Consider the following 20,902-nt stretch of genomic DNA (forward strand, 5'->3'; position numbering starts at 1 on the left):
AAAGCTACGTTAAAAAAGCAAAAAATATAACCATAGCCAGTTGACTCATTAATTATTTTTATAGACGATACCGTTAATACTTATACTATTACTCACTACATTAGAGGACCCCTTATGAGCAAGCAGATATTATTGATCGAAGATGATCCAGATTTAGCTGAATTGATCAGCGATTACTTAACTATGAATTACTATGACGTTCATCATGCTGGTCTTGGTCAAGAAGGTTTAGATATCTTGGATACCAAAGAGCGTGATATAGATCTAGTGGTTTTAGATTTGATGTTACCAGATATGGATGGTATGCAAGTTTGTCAGAAGGTTCGTGGCAATAAGAACAATATGACTAATAAAGTACCTATCATCATGCTAACGGCCAAAGGCGATACTACCGATCGCGTCCTAGGGCTAGAGATGGGTGCTGATGACTATATTTCTAAGCCTTTTGAGCCACGTGAACTGCTAGCCCGTATTCGTGCTGTTATCCGCCGTCACGAGCAGCCTAATCAAGCAGAAAGCCAGTCAGACAGCTTAACTTTTGGTCGTTTGAGTGTCTATCCTGATAGTCATGAAGTCACTATCGATGAGCAGCCAGTACGCCTAACTACCCATCAGTTTCAGTTGTTACATTATTTTGCCACGCATTCTGGCAAAGTACTTAATCGTGAACAGTTATGGCAAGCGATGCCTAATGATGATAGCTCAGACAATATAGATCGCGCTATTGATGTACACATTTCACGCCTGCGTGCGCTGATTGAAGATAATCCACGCCAGCCAAAACGCATTATTACTGTACGTGGTGTTGGTTATCAATTCGCTACTGATCAAGTTTAATAAATATTAAACTGGCGCTTAATAACCGCTATAATGAGGGTTATTAAGTACTAAAAATTGATCTGAGCTTATGATAATAGAGACTATTTAATGCAGCAATTAGGGTTTCACTCTGTTTTTGCCAGACTATTTGCCAGCGTCATGCTGGCACTTATCTTATTTGCCGTAGCAATGGTATTGCTAACTCAATTGGTACATGACAAAGATGCTAGTATTCGCTCTGAAGTATTAGCGACTCAAATTTTGGGACAAATAGACCCTTTTTTACAAGAGCTCAATGTCTCAGTTAGTAAAGAAAATAGACTGCAAGCACGCTTTATGTTGGCAGTAGTAAAAAAAAGCTTCGATATCTTTGATGAGTCGCTACAAGCCAAAATGGGCTTGTATGACAATCAAGGTAAGTTGTTGATGCAGACTGATAATAGCGATTTGCCATTAGAGCTGCCAGCAACGCCCTCTTTATTATCTCGCGTATTCCCTTCTATTGTAGATACCCCGCCGACCCAACAAGCTCAGGTTTATAGTAGTACTGGCTACACTTTGCTATACGAATCGCGCTTGCCGCCCAAAAAGCCTGTGTTGTCTGCTGCACTAAATTTATTCACTGGCACCTTATTACTGCTATTGATCATGTCGGGTGCGCTGTGGTGGATTGCCCGCTCGATGACTTGGCGTATCAACCAGATGAGTCAGCAAATGGGACAGTTGGGTGATGGCGACTTTAGCGTCAGAGTGAATGCTCGTGGTAATGATGAGATTGCCCTACTAGCACGTGGCTTTAACCAAGCAGCGCAAAAGATTGAGCATCTAATCAATGCTAATAACTTATTATTAGCCCATGCCTCACACGAGCTGCGTACCCCTATTACTCGTATCCGCTTGCAAATCGAAATTATGGATATGCTTACTGAGCCGCTACCCAGCGATAATAAAGCAAAGTTTGATAAACGCGCTCAAGCCATCAATCGTGACTTGTCGGGTCTAAACGATTTGGTCGAGAGTATCTTGCTGGTCAGCCGTTTGGATGCGGGTCATGTGATGCAACAAATAGAGACCTTAGACTTATATGACTTAGTCAATCAAGAGCGCCAACATTTCTCTGAGAGTACTTTGATTGGTGAGCATATCGTCATTGATGGTCAACCGGCTATGCTGACTCACCTCATTCGTAACTTATTGACTAATGCTATGCTGCATGGCGAGCCACCAGTCACTGTCTTATTATATGGGGTACAAAGTATCGATAAAGCCGATACTGTCCCTGATTACTTGATGCAGTCTTTATTGTCTAACAGTTTGCTTGATTATAATAATTCAGCTTATAGCCATTATGATGACTCATTCACTGAGGCTGAGTCGTCAAAACCTAGTCAATATGAACAAGCTAATAATGTTGCTACTGATGGGTCTCGTAGCAATAATCAAAAAGCTAAAGATAACCGTGATAAGCTTAAAGCTGAATCCCTCGAGTCTACTACAGGCATAGATACACTACCGGCACCTATTATTTATTGCAATGGCGAGACCTTGATAGACGGTATTGATATTATTGACAACAGCGATCACTCTGATGCTCTTGACTATAGTACTGATGCTAGTACGCAACCAGCTTTAACATCTCGATCAACAGGGTCGCCGTCAACATTGACAGACACTGTGATCTATGACGATGAACCTATCATCAAAAATACCAGCTCAAATGACAGTAATAAGCCTAATCAAAATAATGATAAGGCGCTAGTGAAAGCAGATAAAGCTGAAACTAGCAAAGCATCAGAAGACACTGCTAACGCTCCTCGTAAAGAAAGCTTGTTTAAAAAGCACTTAAAAAAATCCAAAGCTGAGCCTATGCGCCCATTGCCTAAATATGTAGTGCTGGCAGTAATTGACGAAGGTCAAGGGATTCCTGAAGCTAAACGCGAAGAAATCTTTAGCCCTTTTGTACGATTACAACAGAAGAAAAAAGGGTCGGGACTGGGATTATCATTAGTCTCACAAATCGTCACCGCTCATCAAGGCCGCATTACGACTGACACTATCAATGGCTACACACGGTTTTTGGTAGTATTACCGGTGCACCATGATCCTGATTACAATTATAACGACCATGATAGCCATAACCTAACAGGCTAATCTATCCCTACTGCCAGTCAACAATCATCATATCCAAAACCCTACATAATATGCTATATTATTGCCCCCTATTATCTCGTTATTGAGCGTGGCTGGTGAGCGGTTAGCTGAAACTTAGCTTGGGTTCACTGCACGATCAATAACTGTCCAAAAATCTACTGAATTTTGAGCCTGAAATGAGTGACATGATCGTCCTAAATGATGTGACTAAAAGCTTTATGAGTGATCGCTCCATAAAGGGTGCCGATGGCAAAGCGCATTGGTTTACTGCTGTTGAACCTACGTCGCTAGCTATAAAGCAAGGTGAAATTTTTGGCTTGATGGGTTATTCAGGTGCTGGTAAGTCAACCTTATTGCGTTTAATAAATATGCTTGAGCGTCCTGACAGTGGTGAAGTAATCATCGACGGTGTCGACTTGACTCAATTGTCTGCTAGTGATTTGCGTATTGCTCGGCATAATATAGGCATGATCTTTCAGCAGTTCAACTTGATGTCCAATCGTACGGTATATGATAACGTGGCTTTTAATCTCACGGTCTCAGGCTATCCTAGTCGAGATATCAATAAACGAGTGATGCAATGCTTAGAGATTGTTGATCTAATCGATCGGGCCGGTCACTTCCCAGCTCAATTGTCGGGTGGTCAAATGCAGCGTGTTGGTATTGCTCGCGCTATCGCTCCGAGTCCCAAAGTATTGCTAGCTGATGAGCCTACTAGTGCTCTTGATCCAGCGACTACTCGTAGTTTGCTCACTTGCTTGCGTGATATCAATGAGCAGCTGGGCGTCACTATAGTTATCGTCACTCATGAGATGAGCGTTATTCGGCGCTTGTGTCATCGTGCAGCTTTGCTTCATCAAGGACAGTTACTGGAAGTTGCCCCTATTCACGATGGCCTAATTCAAGCCACTACCCCAATCGGCAAAGCCCTAGTCGTTGAGGACTAATGAGCCAGGAGAAATAACGATGTTAACTGGCGCTGAACTATCCGCCTCGATAGAGAAACTGTTGACCTTGCGCAAAGAGATTTGGCAAGCAACCCTTGATACTTTTATTATGCTGGGTATCTCCACTACTGCTGCGATCATTATCGGTGGTTTATTTGGCATATTCTTATTCTTATCTAGCGATAAGCAGTTTTTACAGAATAAAGCGCTATACGGAATACTGGGCGGCATTACCAACTTTATGCGTGCTTTTCCGTTCGTGATTTTGATGATTGCTATGAGTCCTTTTACTAAGGTCATCGTCGGTACAGGTATTGGTCCTTTTGCCGCCTCCTTAGTACTAGCTATTGCGGGCTCATTCTACTTTGCACGTTTGGTTGAGCAGAATTTACGTGAAGTCCCGCGTGGTATTATCGAAGCCACAGAGTCGATGGGTGCACGCCCCTTCACTATTATCAAAGTACTCCTCAATGAGGCACGCTCAGGACTAGTGCTGTCGGTCACTATTCTGTGTATTAGTCTGCTGTCTTACTCAGCAGCGGCAGGCATGATCGGTGGTGGCGGTCTTGGTGACTTAGCTATTCGCTATGGCTATTACCGTTATCAGACTGAGGTGATGGTATTTATCGTCATCATGTTGTCGGTGATGGTCATCTCTATTCAAGCCTTTGGTAATTGGCTAGCCACTCGTTTGGATAAACGTTAACTTGCGCTAGTGTTTCGCTACTAATGCATAATCCTTAACAGCTATTGCCGATTAATACTAAGCAAAAAGCCTTAATTTATGGCAGACTAGGCATAACTTTGTTATTCTTCAAATATTTTGTTATATAGCGGCATTATGGCTCATGATTATGGTCATAATGTTGCTTTTTTAATGGCTAACTTATATGTATTTTAAGTAAGGCCTGTTTATGCATTATTAGTCTTGATCAAAACTTTGTTATATTTACTCTATTTTCTTATTAAGGAACACCCATGAAATTAATAGATATTAGCCGTCAGGTGGCCACTGCTCTAGCAACTGTTGGCGTATCAGGTCTAGTACTTGTTGGTTGTAATAACTCATCAGCACCAGAAACTACTAAAGCACCCGTTACTGAAAGTGAAACTACAGTAGCCGCTACTAGCGACGTAGATCCTGACCACAAAAAAATAATTATCGGTACTACTGAAGGTGATTTTGCTGATATGGTTCGTAACCAAGTCAAAGGCTCACTCGAAGCAAAAGGCTATGAAGTCGAACTGATTACTTTTACTGATTATGTGCGTCCTAACTTAGCTTTGGCTGATGGCGATTTAGATATCAACATTTTCCAACACAAGCCTTATTTAGATACTTTTAAAGCTGAGAACAAGCTTGATTTGATAGAGTTATTCCAAGTCCCTACCGCTCCTCTTGGCGTCTATTCTGGTAAAAAAACCAAAATCGAAGAAGTCTACAAAGGCATGAGTGTCTCTGCACCTAATGACCCAAGTAACTTTGCACGTGCCTTAGTGATGATGAATGAGCTAGGCTGGATCACTCTAAAGGATAATATCGATCCTTTAAAAGCGGCAAAGTCTGACATTGCTGATAACAGCAAGTACGAAATCAAAATCGTTGAGTTAGAAGCCGCTCAGCTACCACGTGCTCGTGATGAAGTTGATTTTGCTATTATTAATGGTAACTATGCTACTGACTCTGGCATCAAATTGACTGAAGCTTTATATCAAGAGCCAAGCTTCGCCTATGTGAACTGGTCAGCAATCAAAACAGCAGATGTTTCGAAAAAATGGGTTAAAGATGTCACAGAAGCTTATAACTCTGATAGCTTTAAAAAGTATGCTCATGATACTTTCCCAGGCTACAAATACCCTAAAATCTGGATGGGTAACGAGACTGCAGTTGCGCCTACTGCTGCCAAGGCACCTGCTACTGGTGAAGTTGCCGCTGCAGCAGCTAAGTAAAACAACCTTACATTATAATGCCTGAGCTTTTAGCAGCTGTAATTTGAGTAATGAAGTCAATATTTTTATAGTAAATGCTTTTATAACAATTGCTTTTATAAACAGTATCTTTATAACAGTATCCTTACAGCTAACCGTTACTAAAACGCCCACTACCTATTGCTAGTGGGCGTTTTTTTGTGCTGTGCTTAATACTAATGCAATCCTTTGCTAAACCCTATCTATTATTGGCAAATGACGTTAACGCCTTGTTTGACCTTTGTAGGGAAGTATCACTAGCTCTTTAGTTTTATAGCAATTTTTCTTATAGTAGGTCAGTCGCATTTTTATTATAAAGAATGCTCCGCATAACCATAGCCTAAATTAAAGCTAGTCATGAATTCGCAGCTGCAACTATTTCGATCCAGCGCCGGCTTTATAACAAGGTTAACTTTACAAAATCATAAGGATAATAAAATGAGCTCTAAAACCTATAACATGCGCACCGCCGGTCAAGCAAAAATTCCAGTATTAGGTCTAGGCACTTGGCAATCAACAGGAGCTGACTGCATTGAAGTGGTGAGTAAAGCCTTGCAAATGGGCTATGAGCATATCGATACAGCTCAAGCTTATGGTAATGAGAAAGAAGTTGGTCAAGGTATCAAGCAGTCAGGCGTTGGCCGTGATAAGTTCTTTTTGACTACTAAAATATTTCCTGATGATTTAAAGTTTCAGCCAGAGAAGTTATTAGCAGCAGCTAAACGCTCATTAGAGAATCTCGATACTGATTATCTAGATTTATTACTGTTGCATTGGCCTGATGATCGAGTGCCTTTGTCTGAAACTATTCCAATGTTGTGCGAGTTACAAAAACAAGGATTAACTCGTAATATTGGGGTTTCCAATTTTAATATTGCTCATCTACTCGAAGCTCAAAAATACGCTGATGTGCCAATTGTGGTCAACCAAGTTGAATTTCATCCGTTTATTAAACAACATACTCTGCAGACCTTTTTAGCCAATCATCACATTTTGTTAGAAGCCTATTCGCCGTTGGCACGTGGTGATGTTTTTGATAATGAAGTGATAAAAAGTATTGCTGATACTCATAATGTTACTCCAGCACAGATATCTTTGGCTTGGATCTTGTCAGATAAACACCGAGTAGCTATTCCAAAGACCGCTAATCCTGAGCATCTACAAGGCAATTTAGACGCCATCAAGGTACAGCTTAGTGCAGATGAATTGCAGCAAATCGATAGCCTTGCGCGTAGTGATGGGCGCAAGATTGAGCACCCAGACTATACTCCTGAATGGGATGATTGATGGTAACAGCCTGCTGCTGTCAAAGTTTAGTACTGTAAATATTTTGATAAAATTTAGCTGATAAAAAAGCCACTGATAATATTATCAGTGGCTTTTTTGCGGCTTAGACTAACAGCTAACTAAGCTTAAGTGGTTTAAATAGCTTAAGTGGTTTAAATAGCTTAACTATTGAGCCACTAAGCATTATTGTACTAGCGTCTTACTCTCATGAACTGGCTCGGCAGGATTGTACTGCTCAGAGGCAGCAATAGTCATTTGGCGATTATTCTCTTTTAATGATTTGGCGACTTCTGGTGGCATATAGTTCTCATCATGCTTAGCCAACACTTCACCTGCCACAAAAGTATCACCTTGCATTTTACCTGTAGCCACTACTCCAGAATTTTCAGCAAATAAATCCGGTAAAATACCTTGATAAGTAACGGGCACTGTTGATTTAAAGTCGGTAATAGCAAACTCTACATTAAGTGGATTATCTGCGGCACGCTGCACACTACCTGCTACTACCATACCACCAGCACGAATACGCTTATCTTGTGGTGCGTCACCTTGGGCAATAGCTGTAGGATCAAAATAGTAATCAGTTTGCTGTCCAATAGCATACAATACGAGTACTACTGCCACGGCTGCACCAGCCAGTGTAAAGAAAACCCACATGAGTTTTTTGCGTCGAACTGCGTTCATACTACTACCTCATTAATGCGTGACTACTGCACAGAAAATATCTTAGGCGTTACTAGTCGTTATAGTGCTAAGCACGCCTTTATGATAGCTATATGGTAACTTTTTTGCTATAAATCAACAACCTCTTACAAATACTACTACTCTACTAAAAAACTCTTAATCAACAATAAAATCAATAATTTGAGGGCTTAGTAGTAGTAGTAGTGCTACGCTGCGCTTGCCTTGCTTGCTGAATCGTAAGCTGCTTGATAAGTGCTTGTCTTTGTCGACGACTATAGATGATGAAAATAAACATCATGCCAAAGGTGATCGCCCAACATGACCAAACAAAAACACCATGCTTACCCATAGCAAAAAACTCAGATAAGCTATAAAAATAGGGTTGCATATTATACTCCTAAAACTTTATTCTTTTAGACGCTAGGCGATAATAACCCTGGCAATGATGCTATAGAAGCTTATTTATTCTGCTTACGGATATACTCTTTTACCCAAGCTTTACCTTGATCGCGATAGAGAATCAAAGTATTAGTCCGATAAATTACTAAAGTCGCTACTAGCAAATAGCTACCAATAATCATCAACAATAACGGCATCCACATATCTGCAGACATCTTTGGCGCTTCGGTCAAAGTAAAAGTCGCGCCTTGGTGTAGAGTGTTCCACCACTCAACCGAGTATTTGATAATAGGTAGATTCACCGCTCCGACGATGGACAGTATAGCCGCCGCTTTACCACGGTTAGCGGTATGCTCAAAGGCGGCAAACAGCGCCATCACTCCAGCATATAAAAATGCCAAAATCAGCATAGAAGTCAGACGAGCATCCCAAACCCAATAGGTACCCCAAGTTGGCTTAGCCCAAATAGAACCCGTAAACAGACTAATGACGCATAGTAAAAAGCCAATAGGCGCTAATGCTTGCGCTACTAAGTTAGCAGTCTTTATCTTCCAAACTAAATAGATGACTCCTAGTACTGCTAGGGCAAAATAGATAGAGATGGCGATGCTAGCCGCTGGCACATGGATAAAAATAATCCGATAGCTATTACCCTGCAAATAATCAGGTGGCGCAAAAGCCAAACCCCAAATGCTACCAATAGTCAGGCAGATAGCCGCTAAAATAGCGAGCCATTTGACCCAAGGAGCGAACATATGGAAAAATTGCTTAGTACCTACAGTGGTCAAGAAACCTTGCCAAATGCGCTGCCATAGGCTGGGGGTTGAGCTATTATTCAGGTTGGGCATGAGGATGGACCTATTGCACAGCGTGTGATTAAAAAGGATATCGTAAGTTGCCATCTAAGCGGCTAATACTAATATCGACTTAACCTGCCGGCGTTAAATACTGACAGAATATATACCTAATGATCTAACCACTCATTATAACAAACTTGGCGCTTTGCACCATGATGTTAATGCTTCCGCTAAGTGACAGGGTGTTAAACAAATACACAGGCCTTAATTAAGCCATGACATTTTTAGGGTCAGCGCTATAACCCAAGGCATTACTAATACTGAGATAATACTACCGGCTAATAGCAAAGCTAAAATAGGCAATCCATTAAGACCAGTGGCAAATAAATCTACTGTGCCAGTAGCGAAAATCAGTACTGGTAGCTGCATGGGTAAGGCGATCAAGGGCACTAGTACTGCCCCATTTTTTAGCGATAAGGTCAAGCTACTGGCTACTGCTGAGAGCATCAACAGCATAGGGCTACCCGCTATAATAGACAGCATCAAAATACCCGCTTCAAACCAACTCAGCTGAAACAATGGCACTGCCAGCAAGCTCAGTAACGCCACAATACCGCTACTAAATAGCCAATGAATAGTTAGACGAATGAGTACCCATAATGGCAGCGATGCTTTAGCTACTACTAACTGCGCCAAAGTACCGTTATCGAGCGCCGGCTTAAACAAACCATCAACGCCCATCACCAATGATAGTAGGGCGGCAATCCACACCGCTGACACTGCTAGACGTTTCAGTAGTTCAGGCTCACTACCTACTGCTAATGGAAACAAAGTAACAATGACCAAAAACAGTACTAAAGGATAAAGCCACTGCACTGCACCTTGCTGCTTGACTTGCCATTCGCGACGCCAAAGCTGCATAAAGCTAATGCTACGCGGCTCAATACCCTGCACCGCTTTTAGCTCAGTCATATTATCGATATTGAGCACAGTTATTCTATTATCAGCAGTTGAGCTCTCTGCTAGTCGGCTATCTATCATAGTTTATCCTTGGGACTGCTACTGTTCACCCTAATCATGCCATGTACTCTGTCAAATCAAGTACTTGGTTTGCCACGCCTACAGGTTGATGGCTAGTCATCAGTATCGCTCCGCCTGCATCGGCAAACTCACGTAGCCGAGTCTCCATTCGGATCACCATATCGACATCAAGCGCCGTAAAAGGTTCATCGAGCAACCATAAGGGGGTGATTGCTGGAGTCAATAGATACAATCGAGCTAGAGTAATGCGCCGGGTTTGACCGGCTGACAAATGGCTTGAACTAATAGTTTCAAAGCCTTGTAGCCCGACCCAAGCTAGAGCCTCGTCAATATCAGCATTGCTAGGGCTGATACCATATAAATTCAGCAAGAACGTCAAGTTTTGTGCCACGGTCAAGCTTGAGTTGATACCCAACTGGTGCGAAACGTATAAAGGCTGCACTGGTAGTCCTGCTAATCCTAGATAACTGACCTTGCCTATTAATACTGGCAATAGGCCTGCCAGCTGCATCAGCAAGGTCGTTTTACCCGTACCATTTGCACCGATTAAATGACAGATATTACCAGTCGTTAAGCATAATTTGACTTGCTCACACAAAGGAATTTCCCCACGCTGAACGGTCAACTGCTCAAACTGTAGTATGGATGGCGCACTAATGACCATTGCAGATAGAGACATTACAGTTATCTAAACCTCTTATATTTTACTTGAGCGAGCAATAAATATTCACCATAAAAAGATACTATCTTGATGGCATAATAGGCTATGCTCACTATCACATACAGTATAACAAATTGTCGATGACTATGACCTTAAAAGATACTCAAGACCTGACCCTAAAAGACAGCCAAGACTCTATGACGGCTGCTTCTGTAAAGCCCTTAAATACCGATCAGCTCATTGAAGCGCAAGTAGCCTTTATGCAGCACTGGTTACATCAACAAGCTCAGCCTTTAGCACTACAAGCTTGGCAGTGGCTTGGTGAGCAACCAATCAGTCATTATCTGCATTGCGAGGATATACAACACTTAATCAACGACTGGCTATTGGGCCAATCAATGAGTGTAGTTATGCGTGCTGATATTCGTGATATTTTGCAGCAAGTTATTTATCATCCGGCTAATGATACTGTGCCGTTGTCTGAGCTGATTGAAGATAGCCAAATCGATACCTTGGCTAATTATATTGGTAGTCATGAACAGCAGCGCACTATGCTCATCCATACCTTGATAGGGAACGATACCTTTGCTGATTTACTGACCCAAACGCTCTATCATGCTATCAATGACTTTATGGAAAGTACTTTGGAAAAAGCGGGTGGCGTTGGTAAATTGATGAAAATGGGCCGCAGCTCTTTTGAAAAAGCCACCAATCGTAGTTTGGATGAAAAGCTGCAAACTTATCTCAATCGTAATATCAAAGATTTAGCTCGCCGTGCAGAAGTCAACGCTCAACAACATCTATCCAACCAAGAGGTAGCTCGTCTGTTGACTAGCGGATGGGCGCGTATCAAGGATCAACCAGTCAGCCATATTCAGACATATTTGAACGCCGATCCTGACACTGGAAGCATTCATCATATTGAAGCTAGTGTCCAGCAGAGCTATGAGCGCTTAAGAGTCTCACCTTATTTGCGTAGTCTAATCAGTGCTGGAGTCGCGACTTGGTATGGCAACCATCAAGCTGATACTTTTGCCAGCTTAGCGAATAGTTTAAATGTCGATGAGCTAGCAGTGACACAATTGAGCACTGCCCTGCTTCCGTTAGCACAAGACGCTATCAATAGCCCTTGGGTCAGTGCCCATATTAGAGAAATGCTACAAGCCTTTTATAATCAGCCGACCATTAAAGACAGTTTTAGTTTTTACAGCTGACACTACGGTTAAAGCTTTATCGATTAGCTAAAAAGCTATTTTCGCCGTAAGCCATGCCATTATACTCAGTATCGCCCCAGAGCATTTGAGCGGTAGTAAACAAGCTTAGGCCCAAATATTTTTTTAGTTATACTAAAAAACAATAAGCGCCGGATAAGGGCGCTTTATCTGGCTAGTTACTTTATCTGGCTAGTGAACTGGTATTAAAATAAATTTCTTCCTAGAGCCCATTATTAGCCAGCGCTCTTAAAATGACAGACCAAAATTATGTTAAAAATTGCCTACTCTGACGTTTTTCGTTATGCAGTACCTGAAAAGCATCGTTTTCCGATGCAAAAGTACACTATGATTCCAGAGCGGCTGCTAGCGGAAGGAACCATCACTAGCGCTAACTTCTTCGCCCCCAAACGCTTGTCCGAAGATGAGATTTTGACGACTCATACTGCTGAATATTGGTACAAACTAAAAACCCAAACCTTGAGTACAAAAGAAGCGCGACCGATTGGCTTTGAGATGACCCCCAGCTTAGTAGATCGTGGACGATATATTGCTCATGCAACTTATGAATGTGCCTTATATGCCCAACAATATGGGGTAGCCATGAATGTCGCAGGCGGTACTCATCATGCTTTTGCTGATCATGGTGAAGGATTTTGTGTGTTCAACGATGTCTGTATCGCCAGCAATTTATTATTGAATCGCGGGCAGGCACAAAAAATACTAGTAGTAGATTTGGATGTCCATCAAGGTAACGGCAATGCCAGTATTATGGCAAACGAGCCGCGGGTGTTCATCTTTAGTATTCATGGTGCCAAAAATTATCCATTTCGTAAGCAGATATCTGATCTAGATATTGAGCTGGAAAATGATACTGCTGATGAAGAATATTTGGAAATTTTAGCAGAGACTTTGCCACGCTTGATAAAAGACGTCGCACCGGATATTATTTTTTATCAGTCTGCGGTCGATGTGTTAGCTACTGATAAATTGGGTAAGCTAGGATTAACCCAACAAGGCTGTATGGCACGTGATGAGTATGTGTTACGCCAAGCAAAAGCCGCTAATATTCCAGTAGCTATCGTCATGGGTGGCGGCTATTCAGAGAATATTGAAGATGTGGTTGAAGCGCATTGCAATACTTTTCGTATTGCCCAGCGCCTTTATTTTGGTGAGGCTGCCGATTAGGGCGTCTCGAAATATTAATAGTTTTATAACTTAATGAGAGGGTTTCTATATGGCAAAAATATTGATTGCCCTAGGTGTTTTATTGTTAGTTATAGGCTGCATTTGGCTAGTATTTCCCAGCGCATTTTCGTGGTTAGGCAATATGCCAGGAGATATTAAATACAAATCAGGCAATACTAGGGTTTACTTCCCAATCGTCACTATGATAGTGATAAGTATAGTTGCCAGCATACTGTTAAATTTGTTTAAACGGTAAATTACTAGCCGTAGAGTCCACTCTATACGGTGATTGCTAATTGCTATGCCACTACTGGCTAAGATTTCAACAATGCCATGCAAGCTAAACAACGCTTGCATGGCATCATAAGTATCCTCTTACTATAACAACGCTGTTATTCCCTGCCAGCTCGCTAATACCCCGTGATAAACAGGAAAATGCAAATATAAACATCAATAATGCCTTTTCAGTGTTAGCACTGTCGGCCCTATTATTAGCCGCTTAATTGATTTAACGTTGACGTAGGGTCTCGCCAATAATAGTAGCCAATTGCTGCGCTATTTTATCTTTGCTAGCTTTTTCAAGGGTTACTGCCTCATGCTCATAGCGCTTAGCAAAAAATACTTGCATAGCATTGTCATCACTAGCAAAACCAATATCTTTGCGCGATACATCATTACAAGCGATTAGATCCAAATCTTTAGCCACCAACTTACCACGAGCATAACGCTCAACATCTTGCGTTTCAGCGGCAAAGCCCACTACGAATAGTTGTGGATGTGCCAAAGAGATAGTCGCTAAAATATCAGGGTTTTTGACCAAATTTAGACTCATAGACTGTTGGGTCTTTTTGATTTTTTGCGGCGCGGCTTCTTCAGTACGGTAATCAGCAACAGCTGCTGTGGAGATAAAAATATCAGCAGCTAAGCTTTGCAGTTCAGTGGCTACTGGAGTATGGGTATCTGACTGCTCGTACTCATGCTCATGATGGCAATCGCAGCTACCGTCTTGGTGAAAATGGTCATGTTGATGAGAATGCTCATGGCTATCACCATTATGAGAGCTGATAGTATCCATAGCCTGCATAGACACATGGCTGCCATCGACACATTGCTGCGCAGCAATAAGCATATCTTCGGCGGACAATACATCAATACGCGTAACGCCCAGCGGGGTCGGTAGAGCCACTTTACCACCAACGATTAAGATCACTTGTGCTCCTGCCTCAACACAAGCACGGGCTAATGCAAAGCCCATCTTTCCAGAAGAATGATTAGATAAATAGCGCACTGGATCGATAGCTTCGACAGTAGGCCCTGCGGTAATCACTACTGTTTTGTCTGCCAGTAACTGGGCGGTGGTTTGCTGCGCGCAAAACAAACGTACTGCGTCCAGTAGCTGTTCAGGCTCAGGTAAGCGCCCTGCTCCTACGTCACCACACGCCTGCTCACCACTAGCCGGATCGATAAGGTAATAGTTCATGTCACGTAGCGTCTGCACGTTTAGATTAACCGCTGGATGCGCCCACATCTGCTGGTTCATCGCTGGAGCAATAATCACTGGGGCGGTGGTCGCTAAACAGACGGTGGTTAGCAAATCATCTGCCATGCCCATCGCTAAACGCGCTAAAGTGTTGGCCGAAGCTGGCGCTATGATAATTAAGTCTGCCCACTTAGCCAGTTCGATATGTCCCATACCTGCTTCCGCTTGCTCGTCCAACAAAGAAGTGTGGACTTCGTTGCCAGTCAAAGCTTGCAAAGTTAGCGGGGTGATAAAAGCCTGCGCACCAGTAGTCATAATGACGCGCACCTCAAACCCGGCCTTAATCAAAAGGCGAGCAAAGATAGCAGATTTATAAGCGGCAATACCGCCTGTGATAGCGAGCACAATGTTTTTCATAAGCGTGACATAACTATAATTAATAGAAGAGTAATAGAAAAAAGAGGGAAAGATAAAATTGCGCTTATAGTAACAATTATGAGATAAGTTAGGTAAGGTTTTACGCATTTATCTACTAAGACGGTGCATTTTTTCTATAACTAAGGGATGATAATGGCCATCAAAGACTGGCATGAGGATGATCGACCACGTGAAAAGCTATTAAAATTTGGGGCGCCTCATCTTACTGATGCGGAAATACTAGCTATATTTTTGCGTACTGGCACTCAAGCGCAATCCGCTATCGAATTAGCCCGCCATTTGATCCAACAGTTTGGCACTTTAGCTGAGCTATTAGCAGCGCCCAAAGAAAGTGTGCTCGCCTGTCATGGCATTGGTCCTGCTAAATATGCGCAAATGTTAGCTTCGCTTGAGATGGGTACTCGTTATCTCGATAGTCAGCTCAAGACCGGTCAAGCCCTTGGACGTTCATCAGCAGTCAAAGACTATATTAGCACTCAATTGCGTAGTGAGTCTCGTGAAGTATTTGCAGTATTATGTTTAGATAATACCTTGAATTTACTGAACTTTGAGATTCTATTTACTGGCGGCCTATCCTCCTGCTCAGTCTGTATCAAACATGTATTGCGCCATGCTCTGAATCATGCTGCCAGTCAGCTGATTATCGCTCATAATCACCCTCATACTAATGCTCAGCCCTCCATTGCTGACAACTTATTAACTCACGAATTAAAAAAAGCTTGTGATCTAATCGATCTATCATTGATTGACCATATTATTGTTGGACGTAATAATACTTTATCTTATGCCGAGAGCAGCTTGCCACCTTTTGACTAATATGTATTGACCCAGCTGTATTGACTACTAATAATGAGCAACTGCTGATGAAGACAAATAATAAAGTCAGATAGGTATTGTAGTTATAATATAGCTAGTAGAGTTGATACACATTTTCGACACAGGGTAGCATTTTCACTATTGCTAGTTAGCTCAACTAGTTTCATAGTAGTAGACATATTTATCAGTATTTTGTCTTAGTAAAGTATTATTTTGATAGCCATTAGTCTATAGTCAGCTATTGATCAGCCAATAGCTATTAGCGGGTTTTATAAGCTAATAAATCATTGTAAATAAACCACTATAAATAACTCATTTAACATTCATAACTAACTAAGTTTTGCTAAGGAGATCGTCATGGCGATTGGCTTATTTATTTTGGCAGTAATCATCCAGTTAGCCGTCGTTTTGGCCATCTTTTTGCTGTCGCTATCCAGAGTCACTGGCAGTATCGTAGCGCTAGTCACAGTAGTAATCGCCGCCATTATTAGTCCATGGTCGCTAATATTAGGGATCCCTATTGCGCTATTGTGTATAGTTCTATTGATCACACCTCTGCGCCAATCTTTGCTCACTAAGCCAGTATACAAGGCCTTAGGCAATGCGATGCCGAGTATGAGTGATACTGAACGCGAAGCCCTCGATGCGGGTACTAGCTGGTGGGAAAAAGAGCTATTTATGGGTGCGCCCGACTGGAATACTTTTGCTGCGTATCCTTACCCGCAACTCTCAGAAGAAGAGCAAAGCTTCCTCGATAATGAAGTGGAAACTTTATGCACTATGCTCGATGAGTGGCAAATCCAACACCAAGATAAAGAGCTATCGCAAGAAGCTTGGCAGTTTATAAAAGCCAACGGCTTCTTAGGTTTGATTATTCCTAAAGAATATGGTGGTCTAGCCTTTACTTCTTATGCCCAGAGCCGAGTGATGAGTAAGATTGCCTCACGCTCGCCAACTGCTGCCGTCACTTGTATGGTTCCCAACTCTTTAGGGCCTGGCGAGCTGTTGATGCACTATGGTACTGAGGCACAAAAGCAGCGCTGGTTACCGGGATTAGCGATAGGTGATGAAGTCCCTTGTTTTGGTCTTACAGGACCAGAAGCCGGATCTGACGCTGGTGCCATTCCTGATACTGGTGTGGTCTGTTATGGGATGCACGAAGGTGAGGAAGTACTCGGACTGCGGATGAATTTTTCTAAACGCTGGATCACCTTAGCGCCTATCGCTACTGTAGTCGGTCTTGCCTTTAAGATGTATGACCCTGAAGCGCTGTTAGGAGATATCAATAAAACTGATTATGGTATTACTTGTGCTCTAGTCCCAGCTAACCACGAAGGGGTAATCACTGGACCACGCCATAGCCCTAGTGGCTCACCTTTTATGAATGGTATAGTCGATGGTACAGATGTATTTATACCACTAGATTATATCATCGGTGGTGTTGAGAACGCCGGTCGCGGTTGGCGGATGCTAATGGAGTGTCTTGGTGTCGGTCGTGGTATCTCTCTACCCGCTCTATCCACTTCAGCGAGCGAAATGACTTATCTATCAGTCGGGGCCTTTGCCAAAGTTCGTGAGCAGTTTAAGATTTCAGTAGGTAAGTTTGAAGGGGTGCAAGATGCTACTAGTCGCATTGCCAGTCAGACTTATATGCTAGAAGCTTTTCGCCACTTAGTTACTTGTGGATTGAACCAAGGCGGCACCCCTTCAGTGATGACTGCTATGGCCAAATACTATGCTACTGAGACTATGCGTGATTTGGTCAATGACGGTATGGATGTAGTCGGTGGTCGCGCTATTCAGATGGGGCCACGTAATTTCTTAGCAGTTCCTTATCAAGCAATTCCCGTATCTATTACCGTTGAAGGCGCTAATATTCTTACACGCTCATTGATGATATTTGGTCAAGGTGCTATGCGCTGTCATCCTTATCTATTTGACGAGCTGCAACTGCTGCAAAGCGAAGATAAGAGCAGCGCGGTAAAAGAATTCGATACTTTATTCTTTAAACATTTAGGCTACACTTTTAATCGTGGCGCTAGAGCCTTTATTGCTGGTTATGTCGGAGGCAGCAATGATTATCCTAGCTTTGCCGACGGCTTTACTCGCCCCTACTATAAGCATATCAACCGCTTGAGTGCTAGCTTTGCACTAACTGCTGATATGGCCTTAGGTTTATTGGCAGGGGATCTTAAGCGTAAAGAGATGCTCTCTGGTCGTCTAGCAGATATTCATGGACATTTATTTATTGCCACCGCTATTTTGCAGTTCTATCAGCATGGCAGTAAGTCTAAAGCCGAACGTTTACATGCTGAGGTCGCCCTACAGCACAGCTTATATACTATTCAAGAAGCTTTTATGGCTTTGTTTGCTAACTTCCCTAATCGCATAGCAGCTACCCTAGTCAGCTTTGTCACTTTTCCTAGTGGTCGTATCTTTACCCCAGCCAGTGATGAGCTAAAATGTCAGCTTGGCGATACTTTTATGGATGACTTTGCAGAAAATCCATTCCGTGATTACCTCAAAACTATGGTTTATTACAATACTGAGCCTGATGATGTTACCGGACGCATGGAGCACGCTTATCAGACTCTGTTGGCAATGGAACCTTTATGGCAGAAGTTCAAAAAATCTGAACATAAAGGCAGCTTTGAGGGCTTAACTTTTGAAGATCATGTAGTACATGCCAGCCAAAGTGGCGAGATCACTGAAACTGAGGCTGAGCAGCTCATTAGTTATAACGCTTTACGCTTTGATTCGCTATTAACTGACGTGTTCGATGAACATTTAGATCAAGTATTAGAACGCTTTAATCCACATAGCTTAGAGAACGCTGTAGATAGGCTTACTGACTACGCTGAACTTAAGAACAGAACTCAACTTAAAAACAATGTTCATCCAAAAACTAATGCCACTGTGCAAAATACTACGCTAGCTGGTCAAGCGCAGCAAACGACTACCGCAGGCAGCTCTACTAATAATGCGGCTGCGCCTATACAACAGCAGACAGGTGACGCCAATCCAGATCATGGCTATGAGACTGATGGCGATGTAAAAATGGTCGGCGAGCAAAGTACGGTTAAAGAAGTGACTCAGCAAGCTGATTTCAGCACTAATCAGCCTAAAAATGAAGCGTTTCATCATCGTACTCGTGATGCAGAATCAATACTGAGCGAGCGCATGAGTTATAACCACAGTGAACATCCTACCTCTGCTCAAATACCGAGCAATAATAACAACACCGACGCTGCAACCAATGAAAAATGGCATGATGGTTTGCGCCGCGAGGAAGATCACCAAGCTTAGGTACAGTTAACAGCCATGGCTAGATAACGGTTAAAAATGGCAAAACCATTAAAGAGCAGTAAAAAGCAAGATTGTCGGCTATCGACAATCTTGCTTTTTTTATATATCAGCACATACTCTGCTGTTTTTAATCAATAAATGACATTGATAAAAAAATCTTGCAGTGCCCCTAACCATTATTTCATATTGTCTGCTAAAATGCGCCAAGTGCAAATCTTTGCTTTTAGTACTGAACGTCATGCCAGCTAATAACTATTGCGTAATTCACACACAACTATTGATTAGCTTCTGAGAAGCTTATTAAACCACTTACAATCAAGCTAAATTTAGGACAAGACTAGGATTATTCTAAATTTAGCTTGATAGGTGTATATAGAGAGGAAAAAGTTATGGAAATCACCTTAAACGGCTATTACACCCTGATATTTGCAACGCTAGTGCTGTTACTCGGCCGCTTTATGATTAAAAATATTAAGGTACTCGAAGACTTTAATATACCAGAGCCTGTAGTAGGTGGTCTAGTTGCAGCAATTATTGTTTATTCCCTCAATATTTTTTGGGGGTATACCTTCAACTTTCACCAAGGTCTACAGACTGCGACGATGCTGATGTTCTTCGCCTCTATCGGACTTAGTGCTGATTTTGGTAGGCTTAAAGCCGGTGGCACCCCATTATTAATTTTTCTCGCCGTAGTATCTGTATTTATTGTTTTACAGGATGTGGTCGGTGTCGGTATGGCAAGCGCACTTGGACTGGATCCTTTACTCGGCTTAGTGACGGGTTCTATTTCCCTAACTGGTGGCCATGGTACTGCAGGTGCATGGGGCGTAGTATTAGAAGAAGAGTACGGCGTTGTTGGCGCAACCACACTAGGTATCGCAGTTGCTACCTATGGTTTGGTAGCTGGCGGTATTGTTGGTGGTCCTGTTGCCCGCCGATTAATCAAAAACCTTGGTTTACAACCAGCACCAGCTAATCCAAATCCGACTAAAGCTGAAAAAGTCGCTGGCGCGCAGTCCTTATATAGCACTAAGCATGATGAAGATGGAGATCATCGCGAAGAAGAGATGTTTGAAAAGCCTGATAACATTCGTCTTATCACTGCCTCCTCTACTATTGAGACTTTAGCGCTATTCGCTGCCGCTTTGGCTATTGCCGACATCATGACCATCGTTGCTGAAGGTACTTGGTTTCAGCTACCAACGTTCGTTTGGGCACTAGCTGCTGGGGTGATTATTCGTAACTCACTTACTATCGTGTTTAACTTCGATATGTTTGACCGAGCGATTGACGTTATTGGTAATGCGTCTTTAAGTCTATTCCTTGCGATGGCATTATTATCTCTAAAACTATGGCAATTAACTGATTTAGCAGGTCCGGTATTAATTATATTACTAGTACAAACCATTGTTATGATCTTATATGCTTACTTCGTAACTTCTAGAATAATGGGCAAGGATTACGATGCTGCTGTATTGGCAGCGGGTCATTGTGGCTTTGGTATGGGTGCAACACCGACCGCTATTGCGAACATGCAGGCTGTCACCGATCGCTACTTACCTTCGCCAAAGGCGTTCTTAATTGTACCGATGGTTGGCGCTTTCTTCGTTGATATTATCAATGCTACGGTATTACAGATATTTACTAAAATACCGTTCTAATCATTGGCTAAAACGATTTCACTAATTTTAAAACCCCCAAGCCATGAT

At 42.3% G+C, this 20,902-nt stretch carries 18 protein-coding genes; 12 read left to right on the top strand and 6 right to left on the bottom strand.

What is annotated here, in order from left to right; all coding sequences use genetic code 11:
• The first annotated feature begins 114 nt into the window (after window positions 1-114).
• The 6 genes from KZA12_RS10125 (at window position 115) to KZA12_RS10150 (ending at window position 7,172) form a co-directional block, all read left to right on the top strand.
• A complete protein-coding gene (locus KZA12_RS10125; RefSeq protein WP_201623572.1) occupies window positions 115-837 on the top strand; it encodes a response regulator transcription factor in 723 nt (240 codons plus the stop codon).
• Between the two features lie 90 nt (window positions 838-927).
• A complete protein-coding gene (locus KZA12_RS10130) occupies window positions 928-2,970 on the top strand; it encodes a sensor histidine kinase (protein WP_218690163.1) in 2,043 nt (680 codons plus the stop codon).
• Between the two features lie 176 nt (window positions 2,971-3,146).
• Window positions 3,147-3,917, top strand: coding sequence for a methionine ABC transporter ATP-binding protein (locus tag KZA12_RS10135; RefSeq protein WP_201623574.1), 771 nt, complete (start codon window positions 3,147-3,149; stop codon window positions 3,915-3,917).
• Between the two features lie 19 nt (window positions 3,918-3,936).
• A complete protein-coding gene (locus KZA12_RS10140) occupies window positions 3,937-4,623 on the top strand; it encodes a methionine ABC transporter permease (protein ID WP_201623575.1) in 687 nt (228 codons plus the stop codon).
• A 272-nt stretch (window positions 4,624-4,895) separates the two neighbouring features.
• Window positions 4,896-5,867: a MetQ/NlpA family ABC transporter substrate-binding protein gene (locus tag KZA12_RS10145; protein WP_201623576.1), complete on the top strand. Its 972-nt coding sequence runs from the start codon at window positions 4,896-4,898 to the stop codon at window positions 5,865-5,867.
• A gap of 456 nt (window positions 5,868-6,323) precedes the next feature.
• Complete coding sequence (locus tag KZA12_RS10150; RefSeq protein WP_201623577.1) at window positions 6,324-7,172, top strand: aldo/keto reductase; 849 nt, start codon at window positions 6,324-6,326, stop codon at window positions 7,170-7,172.
• 183 nt (window positions 7,173-7,355) lie between these two features.
• On the opposite strand, the gene ccmE is transcribed toward KZA12_RS10150, so the two are convergent.
• From ccmE to ccmA, 5 genes are all read right to left on the bottom strand, one after another.
• A complete protein-coding gene (gene ccmE / locus KZA12_RS10155; RefSeq protein WP_218690164.1) occupies window positions 7,356-7,856 on the bottom strand; it encodes a cytochrome c maturation protein CcmE in 501 nt (166 codons plus the stop codon).
• 172 nt (window positions 7,857-8,028) lie between these two features.
• A complete protein-coding gene (gene ccmD, locus KZA12_RS10160; protein ID WP_201623579.1) occupies window positions 8,029-8,244 on the bottom strand; it encodes a heme exporter protein CcmD in 216 nt (71 codons plus the stop codon).
• A gap of 70 nt (window positions 8,245-8,314) precedes the next feature.
• The gene (locus KZA12_RS10165) at window positions 8,315-9,103 is read right to left on the bottom strand and encodes a heme ABC transporter permease (protein WP_201623580.1); all 789 of its coding nucleotides are present in this window, start codon (window positions 9,101-9,103) and stop codon (window positions 8,315-8,317) included.
• Window positions 9,104-9,316: 213 nt separating this feature from the next.
• Window positions 9,317-9,973: a heme exporter protein CcmB gene (locus KZA12_RS10170; protein ID WP_218690204.1), complete on the bottom strand. Its 657-nt coding sequence runs from the start codon at window positions 9,971-9,973 to the stop codon at window positions 9,317-9,319.
• A gap of 154 nt (window positions 9,974-10,127) precedes the next feature.
• Entirely contained in the window at window positions 10,128-10,772 is a 645-nt protein-coding gene (ccmA, locus tag KZA12_RS10175) for a heme ABC exporter ATP-binding protein CcmA (protein ID WP_256932925.1), read from the bottom strand.
• Window positions 10,773-10,894: 122 nt separating this feature from the next.
• On the opposite strand from ccmA, the gene KZA12_RS10180 reads away from it, so the two are divergent.
• The 3 genes from KZA12_RS10180 (at window position 10,895) to KZA12_RS10190 (ending at window position 13,409) form a co-directional block, all read left to right on the top strand.
• Window positions 10,895-11,968, top strand: coding sequence for a hypothetical protein (locus KZA12_RS10180; RefSeq protein ID WP_227677289.1), 1,074 nt, complete (start codon window positions 10,895-10,897; stop codon window positions 11,966-11,968).
• A 267-nt stretch (window positions 11,969-12,235) separates the two neighbouring features.
• Complete coding sequence (locus KZA12_RS10185) at window positions 12,236-13,153, top strand: histone deacetylase (protein ID WP_218690165.1); 918 nt, start codon at window positions 12,236-12,238, stop codon at window positions 13,151-13,153.
• Window positions 13,154-13,202: 49 nt separating this feature from the next.
• On the top strand, window positions 13,203-13,409 hold the full coding sequence (locus KZA12_RS10190) for a DUF2905 domain-containing protein (RefSeq protein ID WP_201623582.1): 207 nt from the start codon (window positions 13,203-13,205) through the stop codon (window positions 13,407-13,409).
• Window positions 13,410-13,661: 252 nt separating this feature from the next.
• On the opposite strand, the gene coaBC is transcribed toward KZA12_RS10190, so the two are convergent.
• Window positions 13,662-15,050 (bottom strand): bifunctional phosphopantothenoylcysteine decarboxylase/phosphopantothenate--cysteine ligase CoaBC, encoded by a 1,389-nt coding sequence (gene coaBC / locus KZA12_RS10195; protein ID WP_218690166.1) that lies wholly within the window; start codon window positions 15,048-15,050, stop codon window positions 13,662-13,664.
• A gap of 153 nt (window positions 15,051-15,203) precedes the next feature.
• On the opposite strand from coaBC, the gene radC reads away from it, so the two are divergent.
• From radC to gltS, 3 genes are all read left to right on the top strand, one after another.
• Entirely contained in the window at window positions 15,204-15,887 is a 684-nt protein-coding gene (gene radC / locus KZA12_RS10200) for a DNA repair protein RadC (RefSeq protein WP_201623584.1), read from the top strand.
• Window positions 15,888-16,244: 357 nt separating this feature from the next.
• Window positions 16,245-19,193 carry an acyl-CoA dehydrogenase gene (locus tag KZA12_RS10205; protein ID WP_218690167.1) on the top strand — a complete coding sequence of 983 codons (2,949 nt, stop codon included), beginning with the start codon at window positions 16,245-16,247 and terminating at the stop codon, window positions 19,191-19,193.
• 389 nt (window positions 19,194-19,582) lie between these two features.
• Entirely contained in the window at window positions 19,583-20,854 is a 1,272-nt protein-coding gene (gltS, locus tag KZA12_RS10210; protein WP_218690168.1) for a sodium/glutamate symporter, read from the top strand.
• The last annotated feature ends 48 nt before the right edge of the window (window positions 20,855-20,902 follow it).

Source organism: Psychrobacter sp. BF1, from assembly GCF_019279065.1.
Classification (GTDB): Bacteria; Pseudomonadota; Gammaproteobacteria; order Pseudomonadales; family Moraxellaceae; genus Psychrobacter; species Psychrobacter urativorans.